Raw genomic sequence first — 16,630 nt, forward strand, 5'->3', positions numbered from 1 at the left:
TAGATACTCCTTCTTTTAAAGACACTACTAGTATACCAAAAAAAGGCCTAATGAATATTACGCCTTTGTTACATTTTTATTTCTTTCTTATAGGTAAAATTTTTCAAAAATAAACTGAAAGATAATCATCCATATAAGGTTCAAAATCATTGATGGTACTAAACTATAGACTATAAATAAAGACATACTATCCACAGTTAAACCTACCACTAATGCAAGTATATAAGCTCCCATCTCAAATAGAAAAGTCATGACAATAATTGCCAACATTCTCGTCCAACGATTCAATAAAATAACACTATTAAATTTATGGAGAAATACTCCCAACAAGACGAACAACAAAGTTGCAATCCCTATCAAGTGGAAAAAGTAAATGTCATAAACCAAACCCACTACAAAACAATAAGCTAAATAGAAATACTCTGATACTTCAATCGTCTCAAATAAGAGAAACAGAAATAGAAAATGACTAGCCAACTGTACATGGGGAAAAAATGAGCCCAGAAGCTGGCTAATATGGGCATCAATTAGAACAAAGAAAGGAAGCAATAAAAATACTCCAACTCGCTTCAACTGTCTCATTATGAATTCCCCACTAATTCTATCACACTCACATTATGAGTATCTGCACTTAATTTAACAGTTACTTCTCGTGTCAAGTAGTCCGTACTATGCGTTGTGGCAACCACTTCACCAACAGGAATATCCGCAACGTTAAAGTTTCCTAATCCACCAGTGGTTACCTTATCTCCCGCACTAATATCGCTATTACTATTTAATTGGCTAATTTTAAGAACTTCATTTTCTTTGTCATAGCCAACAATAATACCATAAATTGTAGTAGAACCATGTTGAATTTTAACAGAAATCTTATCAGCATTTTCCGTATTTGTCAGAAGGTTGACCATAGTAGAGTTGTCCTCCACTTTTGAAACACTCCCAATCAAACCACCATTTGCAATGGCTAACATATTTTCAGAAACCCCTTTTGATTTACCTGCATCCAGGGTCAATTCCTGCTTCCAAGATACTGGAGAACGCATAATAACATCTGCTGCTAAAGTCTTTGTAGCTTGCAATTTGGACTTCATATCAAGCAATTGGCGCAGTTGTTCATTTTCTGTCTTTAAACTTTCCGCCTCATTTGATTTAACTTCTAATTGGTAAATCTGTTTCTTCAAACTTTCATTTTCATTATAAGTTCGTGTCAAATGAGCCAAATCTGATTTGACAGAATCAAACCACTGAAAAGGTTTTTGAACAATCCTATCAACCAATGAGATTCCATCTCCTAATCTTGTCACAATTGTACTTGAATAAGTCGTCGCTAAGAGAGCTGACACAAGCAGAACAGTGACAAAAACAATAATGACATATTTTGATTTTTTAAAACGGTTCATATCCCTACCTTTATATCAAAAACTATTACAGTAACTTTTCATCAATTCCTGAAAGCTACTAAGATTTTAAGAAAAATAAGCAACAACCAAGTATGATAATAACAAGAATGGTCAGCGTATCCTTTCGAGTCCATTTCAATTGTCGATATTGACTTCTGCCTTTTCCACCCTGATAACCACGCGCTTCCATGGCGATAGCCAAGGAATCCGCACGTTTTAAACTTGTCGCAAAAAGAGGAATCAAAATGGGAATCATAGCCTTCACCTTTTGAACAATGCTTCCTTCACCAAAATCCACTCCACGCGCTTTCTGTGCATTCATAATCCGCATCGTATCATCCATTAATGTTGGGACAAAACGTAGACTCATGGACAGCATCAATCCAATTTCATGAACTGGAACTTTCACACGCTTTAAAGGCGCTAACAAAGCTTCGACAGCTGAGGCCAAACTTAAGGGCATGGTCGTTAAGGTTAACAAAGTTGAAAAGAAAATAATTAATACAAAGCGACAAAAAATAATCCCAGCTTGTTGCAAAGCATAATCCGTGATTCTCACAAACGAAAACTCAAATAAAACATTCCCATTAGAAATGAAAAACAGTTGAAAAATAGTTGTGAAGGCAATCAAGAAAAACATAGATTTCAAGCCCTGAATAAAGAATGAAAGAGATACTCCTGACAAGGCAATAAATATCCCTGTCGCTATAAAAAGAATTAGATTCGTCAAGGGATTATTAGCCCAAAAAACGATCAAAATCAGTAGCATCATAACCAGTAATTTGCTACGTGGATCCAACCGGTGAACAATCGAATCCCCTGGGATATAACGCCCCAAAATCATACTATCCATTTAGCGACTCCTTGAACTCCTCTATCTTAATCGGTAATCGTTTAAATGACACGCCTCTATCAGCCAATCGTTTACAAAAGGCTGTAATTTTAGGTACTCCCAACTGCACTTCTTCCATAAAGACAACATCTTGAAAGACATCACTTGGTTTACCACCCTTAACTAAACGTCCCTTTTCCATCACATAGACTTGATTTGCATATTCAGCAACATCATCCATCAAATGCGTTACCAAGACAATGGTCATCCCTGACTGGTGGAGTTTTTTGAACAAATTCATCAGCTCTTTTCTTCCCAGGGGATCTAGGCCTGCTGTGGGCTCATCTAAGACTAATATGGCTGGTTCCATGGCAAGTATGCCTGCAATGGCGACACGTCTCATTTGTCCACCTGATAGCTCAAACGGACTACGATTAAAAAGTGATTCATCAATTCCAACCAAAGCCAGTTTCTCACGCGCAATCTGCTCCGCATCTTCTTCAGAAACTCCAAAATTTTGTGGTCCAAAAGCAACGTCTTTTAATACTGTTTCTTCAAAAATCTGATTTTCAGCAAACTGAAATACCAAGCCAACCTGTTTTCTAATTTGACGAATATCTTTATTTTTAGAAGTCGAAGTGATTAAGGTATCAAAAACTCGCACACTCCCTTGACTTGGCACCAATAAACCATTTAATAGTTGCAAAATAGTTGATTTACCGCTACCTGTATGTCCAATTAAGGCCGTATAAGAACCATCTTCAATCGTCAAAGAAACATCCGACAAAGCTGCTGAAGCTAAGGGAGTCCCTTCTTGATATGTAAAACTCACATTTTCTAGAGCAATTCCCATAGCTTATCCTCTAGCTCACTTTCTGTCAAATAATTTTCAGGCAAATCATAGCCATTCTGGCTCAAAGAATGTTTTAATTGATTAGCAAAAGGATCGTCTAATCCAATTTGATCCAAATCATTTCGAGAGAAAAGCTCCCTTGGACTACTAGTTGATTCAATTGACCCTTTTTTCATGATCAACACACGATCACTCATGGCAACTTCTTCCAAATCATGTGTAATGGAAATGACCGTCATATCATAGTCTTTCCGAATTCCTTTTACTGTCTCAATCAATTCTCTACGTCCCTCAGGATCCAACATACTCGTTGCTTCATCTAAGATTAAAATAGCTGGTCTTAGGGCTACAACACCTGCAATAGCCACACGTTGCTTTTGGCCACCTGATAGACGCGCTGGCTCTCTCTTTTTAAAGTCCAACATGCCAACCAAATCCAGAGCTTCTTCCACTCTCTTTTTCATTTCTTGACGAGAAAGTCCCTGATTTTCCAAACCAAAGGCAACATCATCTTCAACAGTCGCTCCAACAAATTGATTGTCTGGATTTTGAAAAACCATACCGATTTGACGACGTATATTCCAAACATTTTCCTCAGTCAAACGTTGACCATCAATTACAATCTCTCCAGATTCTGCTTCCAGTAAGCCATCAATTAATCGAACCGTCGTTGATTTACCACTACCATTATGACCTACAATCGAAAGCCATTCTCCACGTTTCACGTGAAACGTAATATCCTTCACATCGTAGTATTCCTGACTTTCCTTATAGCGAAAAGAAAGATTTTTTACATCAATTATTGATTTCATTTCGAACCAAATGTCCCTTTAAATACATAGGCACTACCCTTGAAATAATCATAGCCAGAGTAGATAGTGAAAAACAAGGCTACATAAAGTAGAACTTGACCAAGCAAAGTCCAATGTAATAGCAAGAAAATAATGGCAAACATCTGACTAAAAGTTTTAATTTTTCCAGGCATTGCTGCTGCTAAAACTGTTCCACCAGTTTCAACTAATAAAAGTCTTAAACCTGTCACAGCCAACTCACGACAGATGATCACTGCAACAATCCAAGCTGGAGCCATACCTAACTCAATCAGCATAATAAAAGCAGACATAACTAGTAGCTTATCCGCCATAGGATCTGCAAATTTACCAAAATTACTGACCACATTCCATTTACGAGCTAAATATCCATCTAAATAGTCTGTAATACTGGCAATAGCAAAGATAATAGCTGCCACAATATGACTCTCTATCGAATTTCCTATCGTTAAAATAAAGATAAAAATAGGTATAAAGAGAATTCGACCTATTGTTAAGAGATTTGGAATTTGTTCTTTTTTCATTCGTTTTTCCTTAATTTTTAGTAAAGGTTACAGTGATTTTTCCAGTCTGAGCTGTTAATTTCGATAAGTCAACAGTCTGATTATCTACTGTTAAAGCGACACCTTTGACAACACCTAAAGTAATGATTACAGAATTTTTAGTTGAAACTGTTGTTTCCGCACTTTTATTATCCGGTGATAAGGTCACGCCACCCTCAAGCTCACTTTCTGAAACACTAACCCAACTTCTAGCATCTGAGACTGATAATTGCAATTTTGCAGTTTCCTTGCTCGTTTTATAAGCAACTTCTACTCTATTTCCTTCACCTGATACACTTATAGCTGGTTCCATATTCGAAGAACTACTAGATGAGCTACTGCTTGAAGACGGAGTTACAGAACTAGTCGAGCTTGTTGCTTGGACCACACTATAACTAGACGCAGATGAACGCTCAGGTTGAGTCTGGAGATAATTCCAAACATAATAAGTCACAAAAATTACAATCGATAGTGCAAAAAGTATAAAATAAAATAAAGGTAAAAATGATGTCTTATTTTTCTTACTTGAACGTCTCCTGCCTGTCAACTCCTCTTCATCAACATCTACTTCCTCATAAGTAATCATGCTCCCAGAATCATAAGCATCCAAGATAATTCGCTCATCAAGTTCAACTGCCCACGCATACTTTCTCAAAAAAGAACGAGTATAAAATGGACTAGGAAGTTGATCAAAATCATCAGCTTCCATTGCCTCCAACATATCCAACTGAATTTCTGTTTTTTTGTGTAATTCTTCTAAAGTTAACCCTTGGTTGGTTCTAGCTAAACGTAAAACCTCACCAATTGTTTTTTTCCTCATACTTGTCATTCCTTCTTTCTAGTGTCGATTATGATAGGTTACTATGATGGAAATATTGTAAAATCAACTATGTCACCATCATCTATTAAATGGTGTCCAGCATCAAGGACATCCTCTACAGTAATTTCCTGTAAAATTTTCGGCAAATCAAAGATTGTCTCACCTTGTCCAAAAGCATCATATTGCGTTGCAATAAATTCAAGAGAGTTCATGCTACTGAAAAATTCTCCAAACATCTCTCTTTTGATAATATCTAAATGATCCTCTGTAATATCTAAATCCTTTGTGAAATTACGAATAGCCTTTTTAAACTGATGAGATAAAGCAACTGGCTCTTTTGTATCCATTGTCAACATAATAAAATGAAAGCGACTTGTTACTTCAACTTCAAGAGATAAGGACGCATCAATTTTACCTGATTCATATAATTTCTGAAAACGATCCGAGGTCCAACCAAACATCATTGTAAACAATAATTTTAATAAAATATGATGTCGATAGCAATCATCCTCAGCAACATCTTGTTTACCTCTAATACCAATCGCTAGTTTTGGAGAAGACACTTCCATTCTCATACTGTCTGTTTGCTTTACAGCCTGTAAAACAAACTTTTCTCTTGCTACATCCTGAACATCTAAATCTTTCAGTTTTTTGCTTTCAAAATAGTCCTGTACTCGTTCCAAATCAAAATTACCAACTAAAAACAGAGACATGTTTACAGGTTTGTAAAATCTTGTAAAATTTTCTTGTAAATTAGTTAGATTGATTTGGGAAATGGACTCCTCACTACCAACTATATCAGTTGCTAAAGGTGTGCCTGGATACAAATTCGCTAAAGTTGAAAAGAATAAACACGAATCTGGATCATCTTGATACATTTCTCGTTCTTGCTGGATAATATCCTGCTCTCTTAAAATGGAATCTTCAGTAAAGTGTGCTGATGTTACCAATTCATCAATTAAGTCTAAATTATCTAAAAAATGATCCGTTGCTGAAAAAAGATAACTTGTTTTTGTAAAGCTTGTAAAGGCATTACTATCTGCACCTAGACTCGTAAAAGCCGACATCAAATCGCTAGCATCTTCTCTCTCAAATAATTTATGTTCAAGAAAATGAGCAATTCCCGCAGGATATTCTTTTACATCTCCGTCAACTTCAGTGACAAGCATATCTACCGAACCAAACTGAACAGTGACACTCCCGTAAACTTCTTTAAATTCCTTTTTAGGCAAAAGAGCAACTGTCAATCCGTTGGCCAAACGAGTTCGATAAACCATTTCTTTTACAGCTGGATAGTATTTTTCTTCAAAAACAACCTTTGTCATTCTATTCCTTCCATAAAGTAAATTGCTTGTAATTTCACATTACTAGCTACTCTACAAATAGCATCTTTGTCAACTTGCTCGAGTTTTGCAATCCAACCTTTAAAGTCTGCTGAAGATTTTCCAAGTAAGGCATTTTGATAAGCACGTTCAATCAATGAAAATTGATTATCTTGAGAAAGCAACAAAGACCGACGAATCATTTCCTTGGTCTGCTCTAGCTCAAGCTCTGTAAAATAACCTTTTTTTAAATCAAGCAGTTGATTATTCATCATTTTTCGAGCCTGATTCCGATTTTCTCGATCAATGCCAGCATACATCCTCAAGAATCCACTAAACAAATCGAGCTGACTTGAAATAGTATAAGCCAATCCAGCATTTTCACGGACATTTGTAAATAGTTTAGAGTGAGCAAATCCACCAAGTAAACCATTCATTACAATCATGGGTAAATATTGCTCATCACCATATTTAGAAGGACAATGATAACCTAATTCCAAAATAGATTGTCCCACATTTTTCCGAACCATACCTTCCTGCAGGATATTGGAATAAGGTTGACAATACTGAACCTTCACATCCCCTTCTCGACCTTTAAAGCCAAATGATTCTAATACATTTTGAATTTCGACCTCATTAAAATCACCTAAGAAAAAGAAATCTATTCGATTATTGGCCAAAAATTCTTGGAAACAAGAATAAGAACTCTGTGGAGTTTCAGCTAAAATACGATTTCGTAAATCACTATATTCCAATTGGAGACGTTCGTCATGAAAAAATATTTTGTCTAATTCTTTATGTGAAAAATAAAAAGAATCATCCATATCAACTGCTAAACTTGCTAGCAATTGTTTTTTCTCAATTTCAAATAAGGCTGGATCAAATCCATTATCAACTACTACGGGGGAAAAAAGAGTTTCTTTTAAAAGTTCCAAAACCTGAGAAGTTAGCACATTTTTCTTACTTAAAAACTCATCACGAACATAGTTAAATGTCAATTCTACAATATGACTTTGCCCTCTTCTGAAACAATTGGTTGACATATCTGTACCATATAGACTGGCCAAATGTTTTCTCAAATCTTGAGCAGTAGGATACATCTGATTAGCAGTCTCTAGCATACTCGCACTCAACATGCGACCTGCAATCGTATCAAGAGATAATGGAGCGGTAAAACGCACGGTGATTTTGTTCGTTTTAAACTTTTTTGATTGGATAAAATGTGTTGAAATTCCATGCACTAACTCCATGATTTACCTCCTTATATACAGACTTCTATTATATCACGAAAACCTGAAATTTTCTTGTTCTCTGTAACACTTTTGAAATAAAAATCGCTTACATTTCTCCCTGTTTCTCTCACTATTTTTAGGAAAATATGGTATAATACCAAAGATTGAGGTGAATTATGGAATACAAATTATTTGAAGAATTTATTACCCTCCAAGCACTACTCAAAGAACTTGGAATTACACATAGTGGAGGAGCTATCAAATCATTTCTCTCTGAACATTCTGTTTACTTTAATGGGGAATTAGAGAGTCGTCGTGGTAAAAAACTTCGTATTGGTGATAAAGTTGACATCCCTGACATGAATATTGACATCTTGTTGACACAACCTACGTCTGATGAGCAAGAGGAATACCAAGCTGATAAAGTTGAAAAAGAACGAATTGCTAAACTTGTTAAGGAGATGAATAAGGGTGTAAAAAAAGATAAATCAAAACCTACTTCATCACCCAAAAGCAAACAAGCTCCGCGATTCCCTGGTAGATAATCATGTGGCTACAACACCTATCTCTCAAGACTTTTCGTAACTACAAAGAGACGAAAATAGACTTTAATCCTAAATTAAATGTCTTTTTAGGACGCAATGCACAAGGTAAAACAAATATGTTAGAGGCTATCTATTTTTTAGCCTTAACACGTAGTCATCGAACTCGAACAGATAAAAATCTCATTCATTTTAATGAGGAACAACTTCACCTTTCAGGTCTTGTTCAGAAAAAAACTGGATCCATTCCTCTCGAAATCGAACTAACACAAAAAGGACGTGTGACAAAAGTGAATCACTTAAAACAGGCACGACTTTCAGATTACGTAGGACACATGAATGTTGTCTTATTTGCTCCTGAAGATTTACAACTAATTAAAGGAGCACCTTCAGTTCGACGAAAATTCATTGATATGGAGCTTGGACAAATTAAGCCAATCTATTTATCAGATTTAACCAATTATAACCATATTCTTAAGCAAAGAAATACCTATCTAAAATCAGCTCAAACAATAGATGAAACCTTCCTTTCAGTGTTGGATGATCAGCTAGTTGATTATGGATGTCGTGTAATGAATCACCGCTTAGATTTCATAAAAAAACTAGAATCATTTGGGCGTAAGAAACATTTTGAACTCTCTAATCAGATTGAAGAGTTGTCAATATCCTATCAATCTTCTGTCAATATAACTGACAAAGAAGACTTATCCGAATCTTTCAAAATTGCTTTAGAAAAAAGTAGATCCAGAGATTTATTTAAAAAGAATACTGGTGTCGGTCCTCATCGAGATGACATTTCTTTTTATATAAATGGGATGGATGCTAGTTTTGGAAGTCAAGGTCAACATCGCAGTCTCGTCCTCTCGATAAAATTAGCAGAAATCGAATTAATGGAAAGCGTTACTACAGAATCTCCAATATTACTGCTTGACGATGTCATGAGCGAACTTGACAACACTAGACAACTAAAATTATTAGAAACGATTTCTCATTCAATCCAAACTTTTATCACAACAACAAGCTTAGACCATCTTCAAAATCTGCCAGAAAATCTAAGTATCTTCACTATTCAGGATGGTAAAGTTTCTGTAAATTATAATTGACAACATTGTAAAAGAACTCCTATTTCCACGGGAGTTCTTTTCATTGTTTTTTACATAGAATAATTTGGTGCCTCATTAGTAATTTGTACGTCATGAGGGTGGCTTTCTTTCAAACCAGCACCAGACATTTCAATAAATTGAGCATTATCGTGTAGTTCTTTAAGGTTAGCTGCACCACAGTAACCCATACCAGAGCGAATACCTCCAATCATTTGGAAGACAATATCAGCTGCCGCACCTTTATAAGCAACACGACCTTCAATTCCTTCTGGAACAAGTTTGTTTGCTTCATTGATAGAACCTTGGAAGTAACGATCGCTTGAACCTTTCTTCATTGCTGCGATTGATCCCATACCACGGTAAGTCTTGAACTTACGCCCTTGGAAGATTTCAGTTTCACCTGGTGCTTCATCTGTTCCAGCAAACATAGATCCAAGCATAACTGCATTTCCACCTGCAGCAAGGGCTTTTACAATATCTCCAGAATACTTGATTCCACCGTCAGCAATGATCGTTTTACCATATTCACGCGCAACAGCTGCAGCATCATAGATAGCTGTTACTTGCGGAACACCAACACCAGCAATCACACGAGTTGTACAGATTGAACCTGGTCCAATCCCAACCTTGACAACGTCTACACCTGCTTCGTAAAGTGCGCGCGCTCCCTCAGCAGTAGCAATATTTCCAGCAATCAAAGTACGATCTGGGAAGTGAGCACGAATCTCAGCAATTTTACGCAAGACACCTGCAGAATGACCATGTGCAGTATCAATAACAATCGCATCCGCTCCTGCTTCAAAAAGAGCCTCTGCACGTTCAAATGTATCTGAAGTAACACCTACTGCACCTGCAACTAGAAGACGACCAAACTCATCTTTCGCCGCATTTGGAAACTCAATAACTTTTTCAATATCTTTGATAGTAATCAAACCAGAAAGGCGACCTTCTTCATCTACCAAAGGAAGTTTTTCAATACGGTGCTCTTGAAGAATGCTCTCAGCTGTTGCAAGATCTGTACCCACAGGAGCAATAACAAGATTTTCACTAGTCATATGATTTGAGATTGGTTGGTTATAGTCTGAAATAAAACGAAGATCTCGGTTTGTCAAAATACCAACTAATTTACGATTTTCAAGTGTTTCAACAACTGGAACACCACTGATGCGGTAACGTCCCATAAGCTCATCAGCTTCAGCAATTGTATGTTCAGGCGTCAAGAAGAACGGATCAATAATAACTCCATTTTCAGAACGTTTTACCTTGCGAACCTCGTCTGCTTGTTGAGCAATTGACATGTTTTTATGGATAACTCCGAGACCGCCTGCACGAGCAATAGCAATAGCCATTTGACTCTCTGTAACTGTGTCCATGGCAGCGGTAATAATTGGGATATTTAAAGTCAAATTATCTGCCAATTTAGTTGTTAAATCTGCATCGTTAGGCAACACATGACTTTCAGCTGGAATAAGCAATACATCATCAAAGGTAAAACCTTTTTTCAAAAATTTAGTGTCCCAATTAGACATTCGAAGTTTCCTCTTTTCTTTCTTTTTGAGCTTGACTCTTTTTATATTGTATCTATCATACCATTCTATAAAAATTTGTCAAATGTTACAGGGGTAAATAAAAAACTATCTTTTCTTTGAGATAGAAATGATAGTTTCTTGTAAAATAAATTTAGTTAAAGTACTGAAGTCCCATTGCCCCTTTAACCTCAGATAGGGTTTGACCTGCAACTTCACGCGCTCTTTCACTACCTTTTTGAAGCATATTATAAACTTCTCCCATATCCTTAGCAAATTCGATACGGCGCTCACGAATAGGACCAAGTTCACGTTCTAATATTTCAAGTAGATAACGCTTGGTCTTCACATCACCAAGACCACCTCGTTGATAATGTTCTTTCATGTCAGCAATTTCTTGAGCATCTTCTAGACGACCAAAAACATCTAGATAATGGAAAACCATATTTCCTTCAATTTTACCTGGATCCTCAACGCGGATATGATTTGGATCTGTATACATACTCATTACTTTTTTACGCAAAGTATCCGCATCATCAGCTAAATAAATACCATTATTGAGTGATTTAGACATTTTAGCATTCCCATCTAAACCAGGCAAACGCCCTGCTCTCTCATTTTCTGGATAAATACCTTCCGGTTCTACCAAGACATCACAGTTATATGCATTGTTAAAAGAACGAACAATTTCACGAGTCTGCTCAATCATTGGTTTCTGATCTGTCCCAACAGGAACATAGTTGGCCTTAAAGGCTGTGATGTCAGCTGCTTGTGCAATTGGATAAACCAAAAATCCTGTTGGAATGCTTTCTCCAAATCCCTTCTGAGCAATTTCTGTCTTGACAGTTGGATTGCGCTCCAAACGTGCTAATGACACTAAATTCATATAATACATAGACAACTCAGCCAACTCTGGAATCTGGCTTTGAATAAAAATAGTTGACTTACTTGGATCCAATCCAACTGCAAGGTAATCCAAAGCCACATTTCCGATAGACTCTACAATGGTTTGAGGGTCTTTAGCATGATCTGTCAAGGCTTGTTGGTCAGCCAAGAACACAAACATATCATACTTATCCTCTTCCTGTAATAATACTCGATTTTTGAGACTTCCAACATAATGTCCAATATGCAATTTTCCTGTTGGACGGTCTCCTGTTAAAATAATGGGTTTAGTCATTTTGTTCTCCTTCGATATAGTCCCTTCAATTATAGCATTTTTTTAATGAAATAACCGTAATTTATCAAAATAAATCAGCCTTGCTATTTACGGATTTGTGTAAAGTATGCTGTAAATTTAATTTACACAAAATTGACAGATAAAAATTTGAATATTTCCGTATTTTCTAGTAGAATAAATATATTACATATATAGGAGAAAAACATTGCTTACAGTATCTGATGTTTCACTACGTTTTAGTGATCGCAAACTTTTTGATGATGTCAATATCAAATTTACAGAAGGAAATACTTACGGATTGATCGGTGCTAATGGTGCCGGAAAATCAACCTTTTTAAAAATTTTAGCTGGAGATATCGAACCTACTACTGGTCACATCTCTCTTGGTCCAGATGAACGTCTCTCTGTTCTTCGTCAAAATCACTTTGACTATGAAGATGAACGTGCCATTGATGTTGTTATCATGGGAAATGAAAAACTTTATAGCATCATGAAAGAGAAAGATGCCATCTACATGAAGGAAGATTTCTCAGACGAAGATGGAGTGCGTGCTGCAGAACTTGAAGGAGAGTTTGCCGAGCTTGGAGGATGGGAAGCAGAAAGTGAAGCCTCTCAACTCCTTCAAAACCTAAATATCCCAGAAGAATTGCACTATCAAAATATGAGCGAATTGGCCAACGGTGAAAAAGTAAAGGTTCTCCTCGCCAAAGCACTTTTTGGTAAACCAGATGTCCTTCTTTTGGACGAGCCGACCAATGGTTTGGATATCCAATCAATTACATGGCTAGAAGACTTCTTGATTGATTTTGATAACACCGTTATCGTAGTATCACACGACCGTCACTTCTTAAACAAAGTATGTACTCACATGGCCGACCTTGACTTCGGAAAAATCAAACTCTATGTCGGAAACTATGACTTCTGGAAGGAATCTTCTGAACTCGCTGCTAAATTGCTAGCAGACCGTAATGCTAAAGCAGAAGAAAAAATTAAACAATTGCAAGAATTCGTTGCTCGTTTCTCTGCTAATGCTTCTAAATCAAGGCAAGCAACATCACGTAAGAAAATGCTTGATAAGATTGAACTTGAAGAAATTGTACCATCTAGTCGTAAATATCCATTTATCAACTTTAAAGCGGAACGTGAGATTGGTAATGATCTCTTGACAGTAGAAAATCTAACTGTAAAGATTGATGGTGAGACTATTTTAGATAATATCAGCTTTATCTTGCGTCCAGGTGATAAGACAGCGCTTATTGGACAAAATGACATCCAAACGACTGCATTAATTCGTGCAATCATGGGGGACATTGACTATGAAGGAACTGTCAAGTGGGGAGTAACTACTAGCCGTTCTTACTTGCCAAAAGATAACTCGGCAGATTTTGCAGGAGGAGAGTCAATCCTTGACTGGTTGCGTCAATTCGCAAGTAAAGAAGAAGATGACAATACTTTCCTACGTGGCTTCCTCGGCCGTATGCTCTTCTCTGGAGATGAGGTTAACAAACCTGTAAATGTCTTGTCAGGGGGAGAAAAAGTTCGTGTCATGCTTTCAAAACTCATGCTCTTAAAATCAAATGTCCTTGTACTTGATGATCCAACCAATCACTTGGACTTGGAATCTATCTCAAGCTTGAATGATGGATTGAAAAACTTTAAAGAATCAATCATCTTTGCCAGCCATGACCACGAGTTTATTCAAACTCTAGCCAACCATATCATTGTCTTGTCTAAAAATGGCGTCATTGACCGTATCGATGAAACCTATGATGAATTCCTAGAGAATGCAGAAGTACAAGCAAAAGTTAAAGAACTTTGGAAAGACTAAAAAAATTCAAAACTCAGTTGGGTTAACCAGCTGAGTTTTCTAACATTTTATGAGGTAACATGAAATTATTTTTTAAAACATATTGGACCTATTTTGTTTCTTTCATCATTCCCATAATCATTATGATAGGAGTATATCTATCTCAAGGTATCTACTGGAATAGCGATACATCTCCACTATTAGGAGATGGGTTTCATCAATACGTTATTTTTGATATAGCTCTAAGAAATATCCTACACGGAAATGGTAGTTTGTTCTACACCTTTACAAGTGGCCTCGGATTGAATTTCTATGCCCTATCTAGTTATTACTTGGGTAGTTTCCTTTCACCACTAGTTTACTTTTTTGATCTAACTAATATGCCAGATGCTGTCTATCTGACAACTCTCTTAAAATTTGGATTGATTGGACTGTCAACTTACTTTAGTTTAAATAAATTATTTCAATCGATTCCTAATCCTTTAAAACTAGCTTTATCTACTTCCTATGCTCTGATGAGTTTCACTGTCAGTCAATTAGAGATAAAAACCTGGCTAGATGTTTTTATCTTGATTCCTTTAATTATAACTGGTTTACAGATACTCATCACTAAAAAGAAATTCCTATTGTACTTTACAAGTCTGTCAATCTTATTTATCCAAAACTATTATTTTGGCTATATGACAGCATTGTTTCTTATTTTCTGGTATCTCTGTCAAATTTCTTGGGACTTTAAAACCCGAAAATCATCTTTTCTTGATTTCATAATCACCTCTGTTTTAGCTGGTATGGCTAGTTTGATTCTGATTCTTCCTACTCTGTTTGATTTACAGACACATGGGGAAAAATTGACTGAAGTTACAAAGTTTCAAACTGAAAGTAGCTGGTATCTTGATCTTTTTGCTAAGCAATTCATCGGTTCCTTTGATACAACAAAGTATGGGGCCATCCCAATGATTTTTGTTGGACTACTTCCCTTTATTTTGACCATTTTATTTTTTACGCTGAAATCTATTAAGTTTCATGTGAAACTTATCTATGCAATCTTCTTTACATTTCTAATTGCAAGCTTTTATATTGAAGTTCTTGATTTATTTTGGCAAGGCATGCATACTCCAAACATGTTTTTACATCGCTATGCTTGGATTTTCTCTACCTTGTTAATTTACACAGCAGCGGAAGTCTTAAATCGTCTGAAAGAAATTAAAATCTGGAATTTTTTAGTTTCGCTTTTTCTTATAGTAACAGGATTTTTAGCTACCATCTATCTAAAATCGCATTATTCTTTTTTAACAGATTTGAATATTCTGCTTACTCTTGAATTTTTGGTTGTCTATTCGCTTTTACTCCTTGCAGTTATCAAAAAGTTTATCTCTGTAAATCTATTTGCCATTCTAATCTCTTTATTTATAATGGTTGAAATGAGTTTAAATGCTTCATCTCAAACGGACGGAATTGCTAAAGAATGGGGTTTTGCTTCTCGAAGTTCATATAATCGAGATATCCCAGCTATGGAATCTTTCTCAACAGATATTGGAAATCAATTTACTCGTACTGAAAAACTACAAACTCAGACAGGAAATGACAGTATGAAATTCAACTACAATGGAATCTCTCAATTTTCATCTGTTCGAAATCGTTCAGCAAGCTCTACTTTGGATAAACTCGGGTTTAAATCCTCTGGGACTAATCTCAATCTCCGCTATGCAAATAATAGTATTTTGGCTGATAGTTTATTTGGGATCCAGTACAATATCTCAGACAGTCCTATTGATAAATATGGTTTTAAAGATATCTATCAAAAAGATAATCTCACCCTATATGAAAATCAATTCTCTCTTCCGATTGTATTTGCTAGTCAATCTGTTTACAACGATGTCAAGTTCACTGAACACACTCTAGATAATCAGGCCTCGTTTTTAAATCAACTTGCTGACGTCAATTTTGATTATTTTTCTCCAATACCCTATGAAAAAACAGAGAATACTGATGATTTGATTAGTGTTACAAGTTCTTCAAATGAGGATGCAGAAATCCAGTATCAAATTGAAGTGCCAGAAAACAGTCAAGTTTATCTTTCTTTCACAAACCTTCACTTTTCTAATGACAAACAAAAAAAGGTTGACATCCTTGTAAATGGGGAAAAGAAAACTTTTACAACTGATAATGTCTTCTCCTTCTTTAATCTAGGCTATACTAAAGAGAAAAAAACTTTCAATATTAATGTTAGTTTCCCTGGAAATTCACAGGTATCATTTGAATCTCCTACCTTCTATCGTTTAGATACCAAAACTTTTACCGAGGCAATTCAAAAAATTAAAGAACAACCTGTCACAGTATCAACTTCTAAAAACAAGGTCTTTGCTACATATGATGTCAAACAAGATACGTCGATTTTCTTCACCATTCCTTATGACAAAGGTTGGTCTGCCTACCAAGATGGGAAGAAAATAAAAATTAACCAAGCTCAAACTGGCTTTATGAAAGTTGACGTTCCTGAGGGAAAAGGAACTATTACACTTTCCTTTATTCCTAATGGGTTTGTTGTTGGAGCAATCTGTTCCTTTACTTCTCTTTTACTATTTGGAATCTATAATCACAAACGAAAGTCATCTAAGACATAAAAAAATCGACCAGTTGG

The 16,630-nt window shown here is 36.0% G+C and carries 15 protein-coding genes; 4 read left to right on the forward strand and 11 right to left on the reverse strand.

What is annotated here, in order from left to right:
* Positions 1-87: 87 nt before the first annotated feature.
* Genes mreD through yfmF form a run of 9 tightly spaced genes read right to left on the reverse strand, consistent with a single transcriptional unit; the run spans position 88 to position 7,849 of the window.
* Entirely contained in the window at positions 88-582 is a 495-nt protein-coding gene (gene mreD / locus N8N51_RS01570) for a rod shape-determining protein MreD (RefSeq protein WP_084926266.1), read from the reverse strand.
* Positions 582-1,400, reverse strand: coding sequence for a rod shape-determining protein MreC (gene mreC / locus N8N51_RS01575; protein ID WP_261103430.1), 819 nt, complete (start codon positions 1,398-1,400; stop codon positions 582-584). Before mreC ends, mreD begins: the two co-directional genes overlap by 1 nt.
* A 58-nt stretch (positions 1,401-1,458) precedes the next feature.
* Entirely contained in the window at positions 1,459-2,253 is a 795-nt protein-coding gene (locus N8N51_RS01580; protein ID WP_049515611.1) for an energy-coupling factor transporter transmembrane component T family protein, read from the reverse strand.
* Positions 2,246-3,085: an energy-coupling factor transporter ATPase gene (locus tag N8N51_RS01585; RefSeq protein WP_084926264.1), complete on the reverse strand. Its 840-nt coding sequence runs from the start codon at positions 3,083-3,085 to the stop codon at positions 2,246-2,248. Before N8N51_RS01585 ends, N8N51_RS01580 begins: the two co-directional genes overlap by 8 nt.
* Positions 3,070-3,897 (reverse strand): energy-coupling factor ABC transporter ATP-binding protein, encoded by an 828-nt coding sequence (locus N8N51_RS01590; RefSeq protein ID WP_045612486.1) that lies wholly within the window; start codon positions 3,895-3,897, stop codon positions 3,070-3,072. The genes N8N51_RS01585 and N8N51_RS01590 overlap by 16 nt, the downstream gene beginning before the upstream one ends.
* Complete coding sequence (gene pgsA, locus N8N51_RS01595; RefSeq protein WP_000712127.1) at positions 3,894-4,439, reverse strand: CDP-diacylglycerol--glycerol-3-phosphate 3-phosphatidyltransferase; 546 nt, start codon at positions 4,437-4,439, stop codon at positions 3,894-3,896. Before pgsA ends, N8N51_RS01590 begins: the two co-directional genes overlap by 4 nt.
* Positions 4,440-4,449: 10 nt before the next feature.
* The gene (rodZ, locus tag N8N51_RS01600; RefSeq protein ID WP_125454303.1) at positions 4,450-5,277 is read right to left on the reverse strand and encodes a cytoskeleton protein RodZ; all 828 of its coding nucleotides are present in this window, start codon (positions 5,275-5,277) and stop codon (positions 4,450-4,452) included.
* 41 nt (positions 5,278-5,318) lie between these two features.
* A complete protein-coding gene (gene yfmH, locus N8N51_RS01605; RefSeq protein ID WP_084926261.1) occupies positions 5,319-6,602 on the reverse strand; it encodes an EF-P 5-aminopentanol modification-associated protein YfmH in 1,284 nt (427 codons plus the stop codon).
* Positions 6,599-7,849: an EF-P 5-aminopentanol modification-associated protein YfmF gene (yfmF, locus tag N8N51_RS01610; protein ID WP_084926260.1), complete on the reverse strand. Its 1,251-nt coding sequence runs from the start codon at positions 7,847-7,849 to the stop codon at positions 6,599-6,601. Before yfmF ends, yfmH begins: the two co-directional genes overlap by 4 nt.
* A gap of 158 nt (positions 7,850-8,007) precedes the next feature.
* Between yfmF and yaaA the strand changes: the two genes are divergently transcribed.
* Both yaaA and recF read left to right on the forward strand, forming a co-directional pair.
* A complete protein-coding gene (gene yaaA, locus N8N51_RS01615) occupies positions 8,008-8,376 on the forward strand; it encodes a S4 domain-containing protein YaaA (RefSeq protein WP_084887673.1) in 369 nt (122 codons plus the stop codon).
* A gap of 2 nt (positions 8,377-8,378) precedes the next feature.
* Positions 8,379-9,476, forward strand: coding sequence for a DNA replication/repair protein RecF (gene recF / locus N8N51_RS01620; RefSeq protein ID WP_084926259.1), 1,098 nt, complete (start codon positions 8,379-8,381; stop codon positions 9,474-9,476).
* Between the two features lie 50 nt (positions 9,477-9,526).
* Here the strand turns inward: recF and guaB are convergent, their stop codons facing one another.
* Together guaB and trpS are read right to left on the reverse strand one after the other, a co-directional pair.
* On the reverse strand, positions 9,527-11,005 hold the full coding sequence (gene guaB / locus N8N51_RS01625) for an IMP dehydrogenase (RefSeq protein WP_084926258.1): 1,479 nt from the start codon (positions 11,003-11,005) through the stop codon (positions 9,527-9,529).
* A 151-nt stretch (positions 11,006-11,156) separates the two neighbouring features.
* A complete protein-coding gene (trpS, locus tag N8N51_RS01630) occupies positions 11,157-12,182 on the reverse strand; it encodes a tryptophan--tRNA ligase (RefSeq protein WP_261100189.1) in 1,026 nt (341 codons plus the stop codon).
* 205 nt (positions 12,183-12,387) lie between these two features.
* Here trpS and N8N51_RS01635 point away from each other — a divergent pair, with 205 nt between their 5' ends.
* A complete protein-coding gene (locus N8N51_RS01635; protein ID WP_000958774.1) occupies positions 12,388-14,010 on the forward strand; it encodes an ATP-binding cassette domain-containing protein in 1,623 nt (540 codons plus the stop codon).
* Between the two features lie 59 nt (positions 14,011-14,069).
* Positions 14,070-16,613 carry a YfhO family protein gene (locus N8N51_RS01640; RefSeq protein ID WP_261103431.1) on the forward strand — a complete coding sequence of 848 codons (2,544 nt, stop codon included), beginning with the start codon at positions 14,070-14,072 and terminating at the stop codon, positions 16,611-16,613.
* Positions 16,614-16,630 lie beyond the last annotated feature (17 nt).

The sequence above is a fragment of the Streptococcus mitis genome, from assembly GCF_946188685.1.
GTDB classification, from domain to species: domain Bacteria; phylum Bacillota; class Bacilli; order Lactobacillales; family Streptococcaceae; genus Streptococcus; species Streptococcus mitis_CC.

Bases quoted from the DNA above. Each gene is read 5' to 3' on its own strand.
- mreD (WP_084926266.1), bottom strand. From the start codon at position 582: ATGAGACAGTTGAAGCGAGTTGGAGTATTTTTATTGCTTCCTTTCTTT.
- mreC (WP_261103430.1), bottom strand. From the start codon at position 1,400: ATGAACCGTTTTAAAAAATCAAAATATGTCATTATTGTTTTTGTCACT.
- N8N51_RS01580 (WP_049515611.1), bottom strand. From the start codon at position 2,253: ATGGATAGTATGATTTTGGGGCGTTATATCCCAGGGGATTCGATTGTT.
- N8N51_RS01585 (WP_084926264.1), bottom strand. From the start codon at position 3,085: ATGGGAATTGCTCTAGAAAATGTGAGTTTTACATATCAAGAAGGGACT.
- N8N51_RS01590 (WP_045612486.1), bottom strand. From the start codon at position 3,897: ATGAAATCAATAATTGATGTAAAAAATCTTTCTTTTCGCTATAAGGAA.
- pgsA (WP_000712127.1), bottom strand. From the start codon at position 4,439: ATGAAAAAAGAACAAATTCCAAATCTCTTAACAATAGGTCGAATTCTC.
- rodZ (WP_125454303.1), bottom strand. From the start codon at position 5,277: ATGAGGAAAAAAACAATTGGTGAGGTTTTACGTTTAGCTAGAACCAAC.
- yfmH (WP_084926261.1), bottom strand. From the start codon at position 6,602: ATGACAAAGGTTGTTTTTGAAGAAAAATACTATCCAGCTGTAAAAGAA.
- yfmF (WP_084926260.1), bottom strand. From the start codon at position 7,849: ATGGAGTTAGTGCATGGAATTTCAACACATTTTATCCAATCAAAAAAG.
- yaaA (WP_084887673.1), top strand. From the start codon at position 8,008: ATGGAATACAAATTATTTGAAGAATTTATTACCCTCCAAGCACTACTC.
- recF (WP_084926259.1), top strand. From the start codon at position 8,379: ATGTGGCTACAACACCTATCTCTCAAGACTTTTCGTAACTACAAAGAG.
- guaB (WP_084926258.1), bottom strand. From the start codon at position 11,005: ATGTCTAATTGGGACACTAAATTTTTGAAAAAAGGTTTTACCTTTGAT.
- trpS (WP_261100189.1), bottom strand. From the start codon at position 12,182: ATGACTAAACCCATTATTTTAACAGGAGACCGTCCAACAGGAAAATTG.
- N8N51_RS01640 (WP_261103431.1), top strand. From the start codon at position 14,070: ATGAAATTATTTTTTAAAACATATTGGACCTATTTTGTTTCTTTCATC.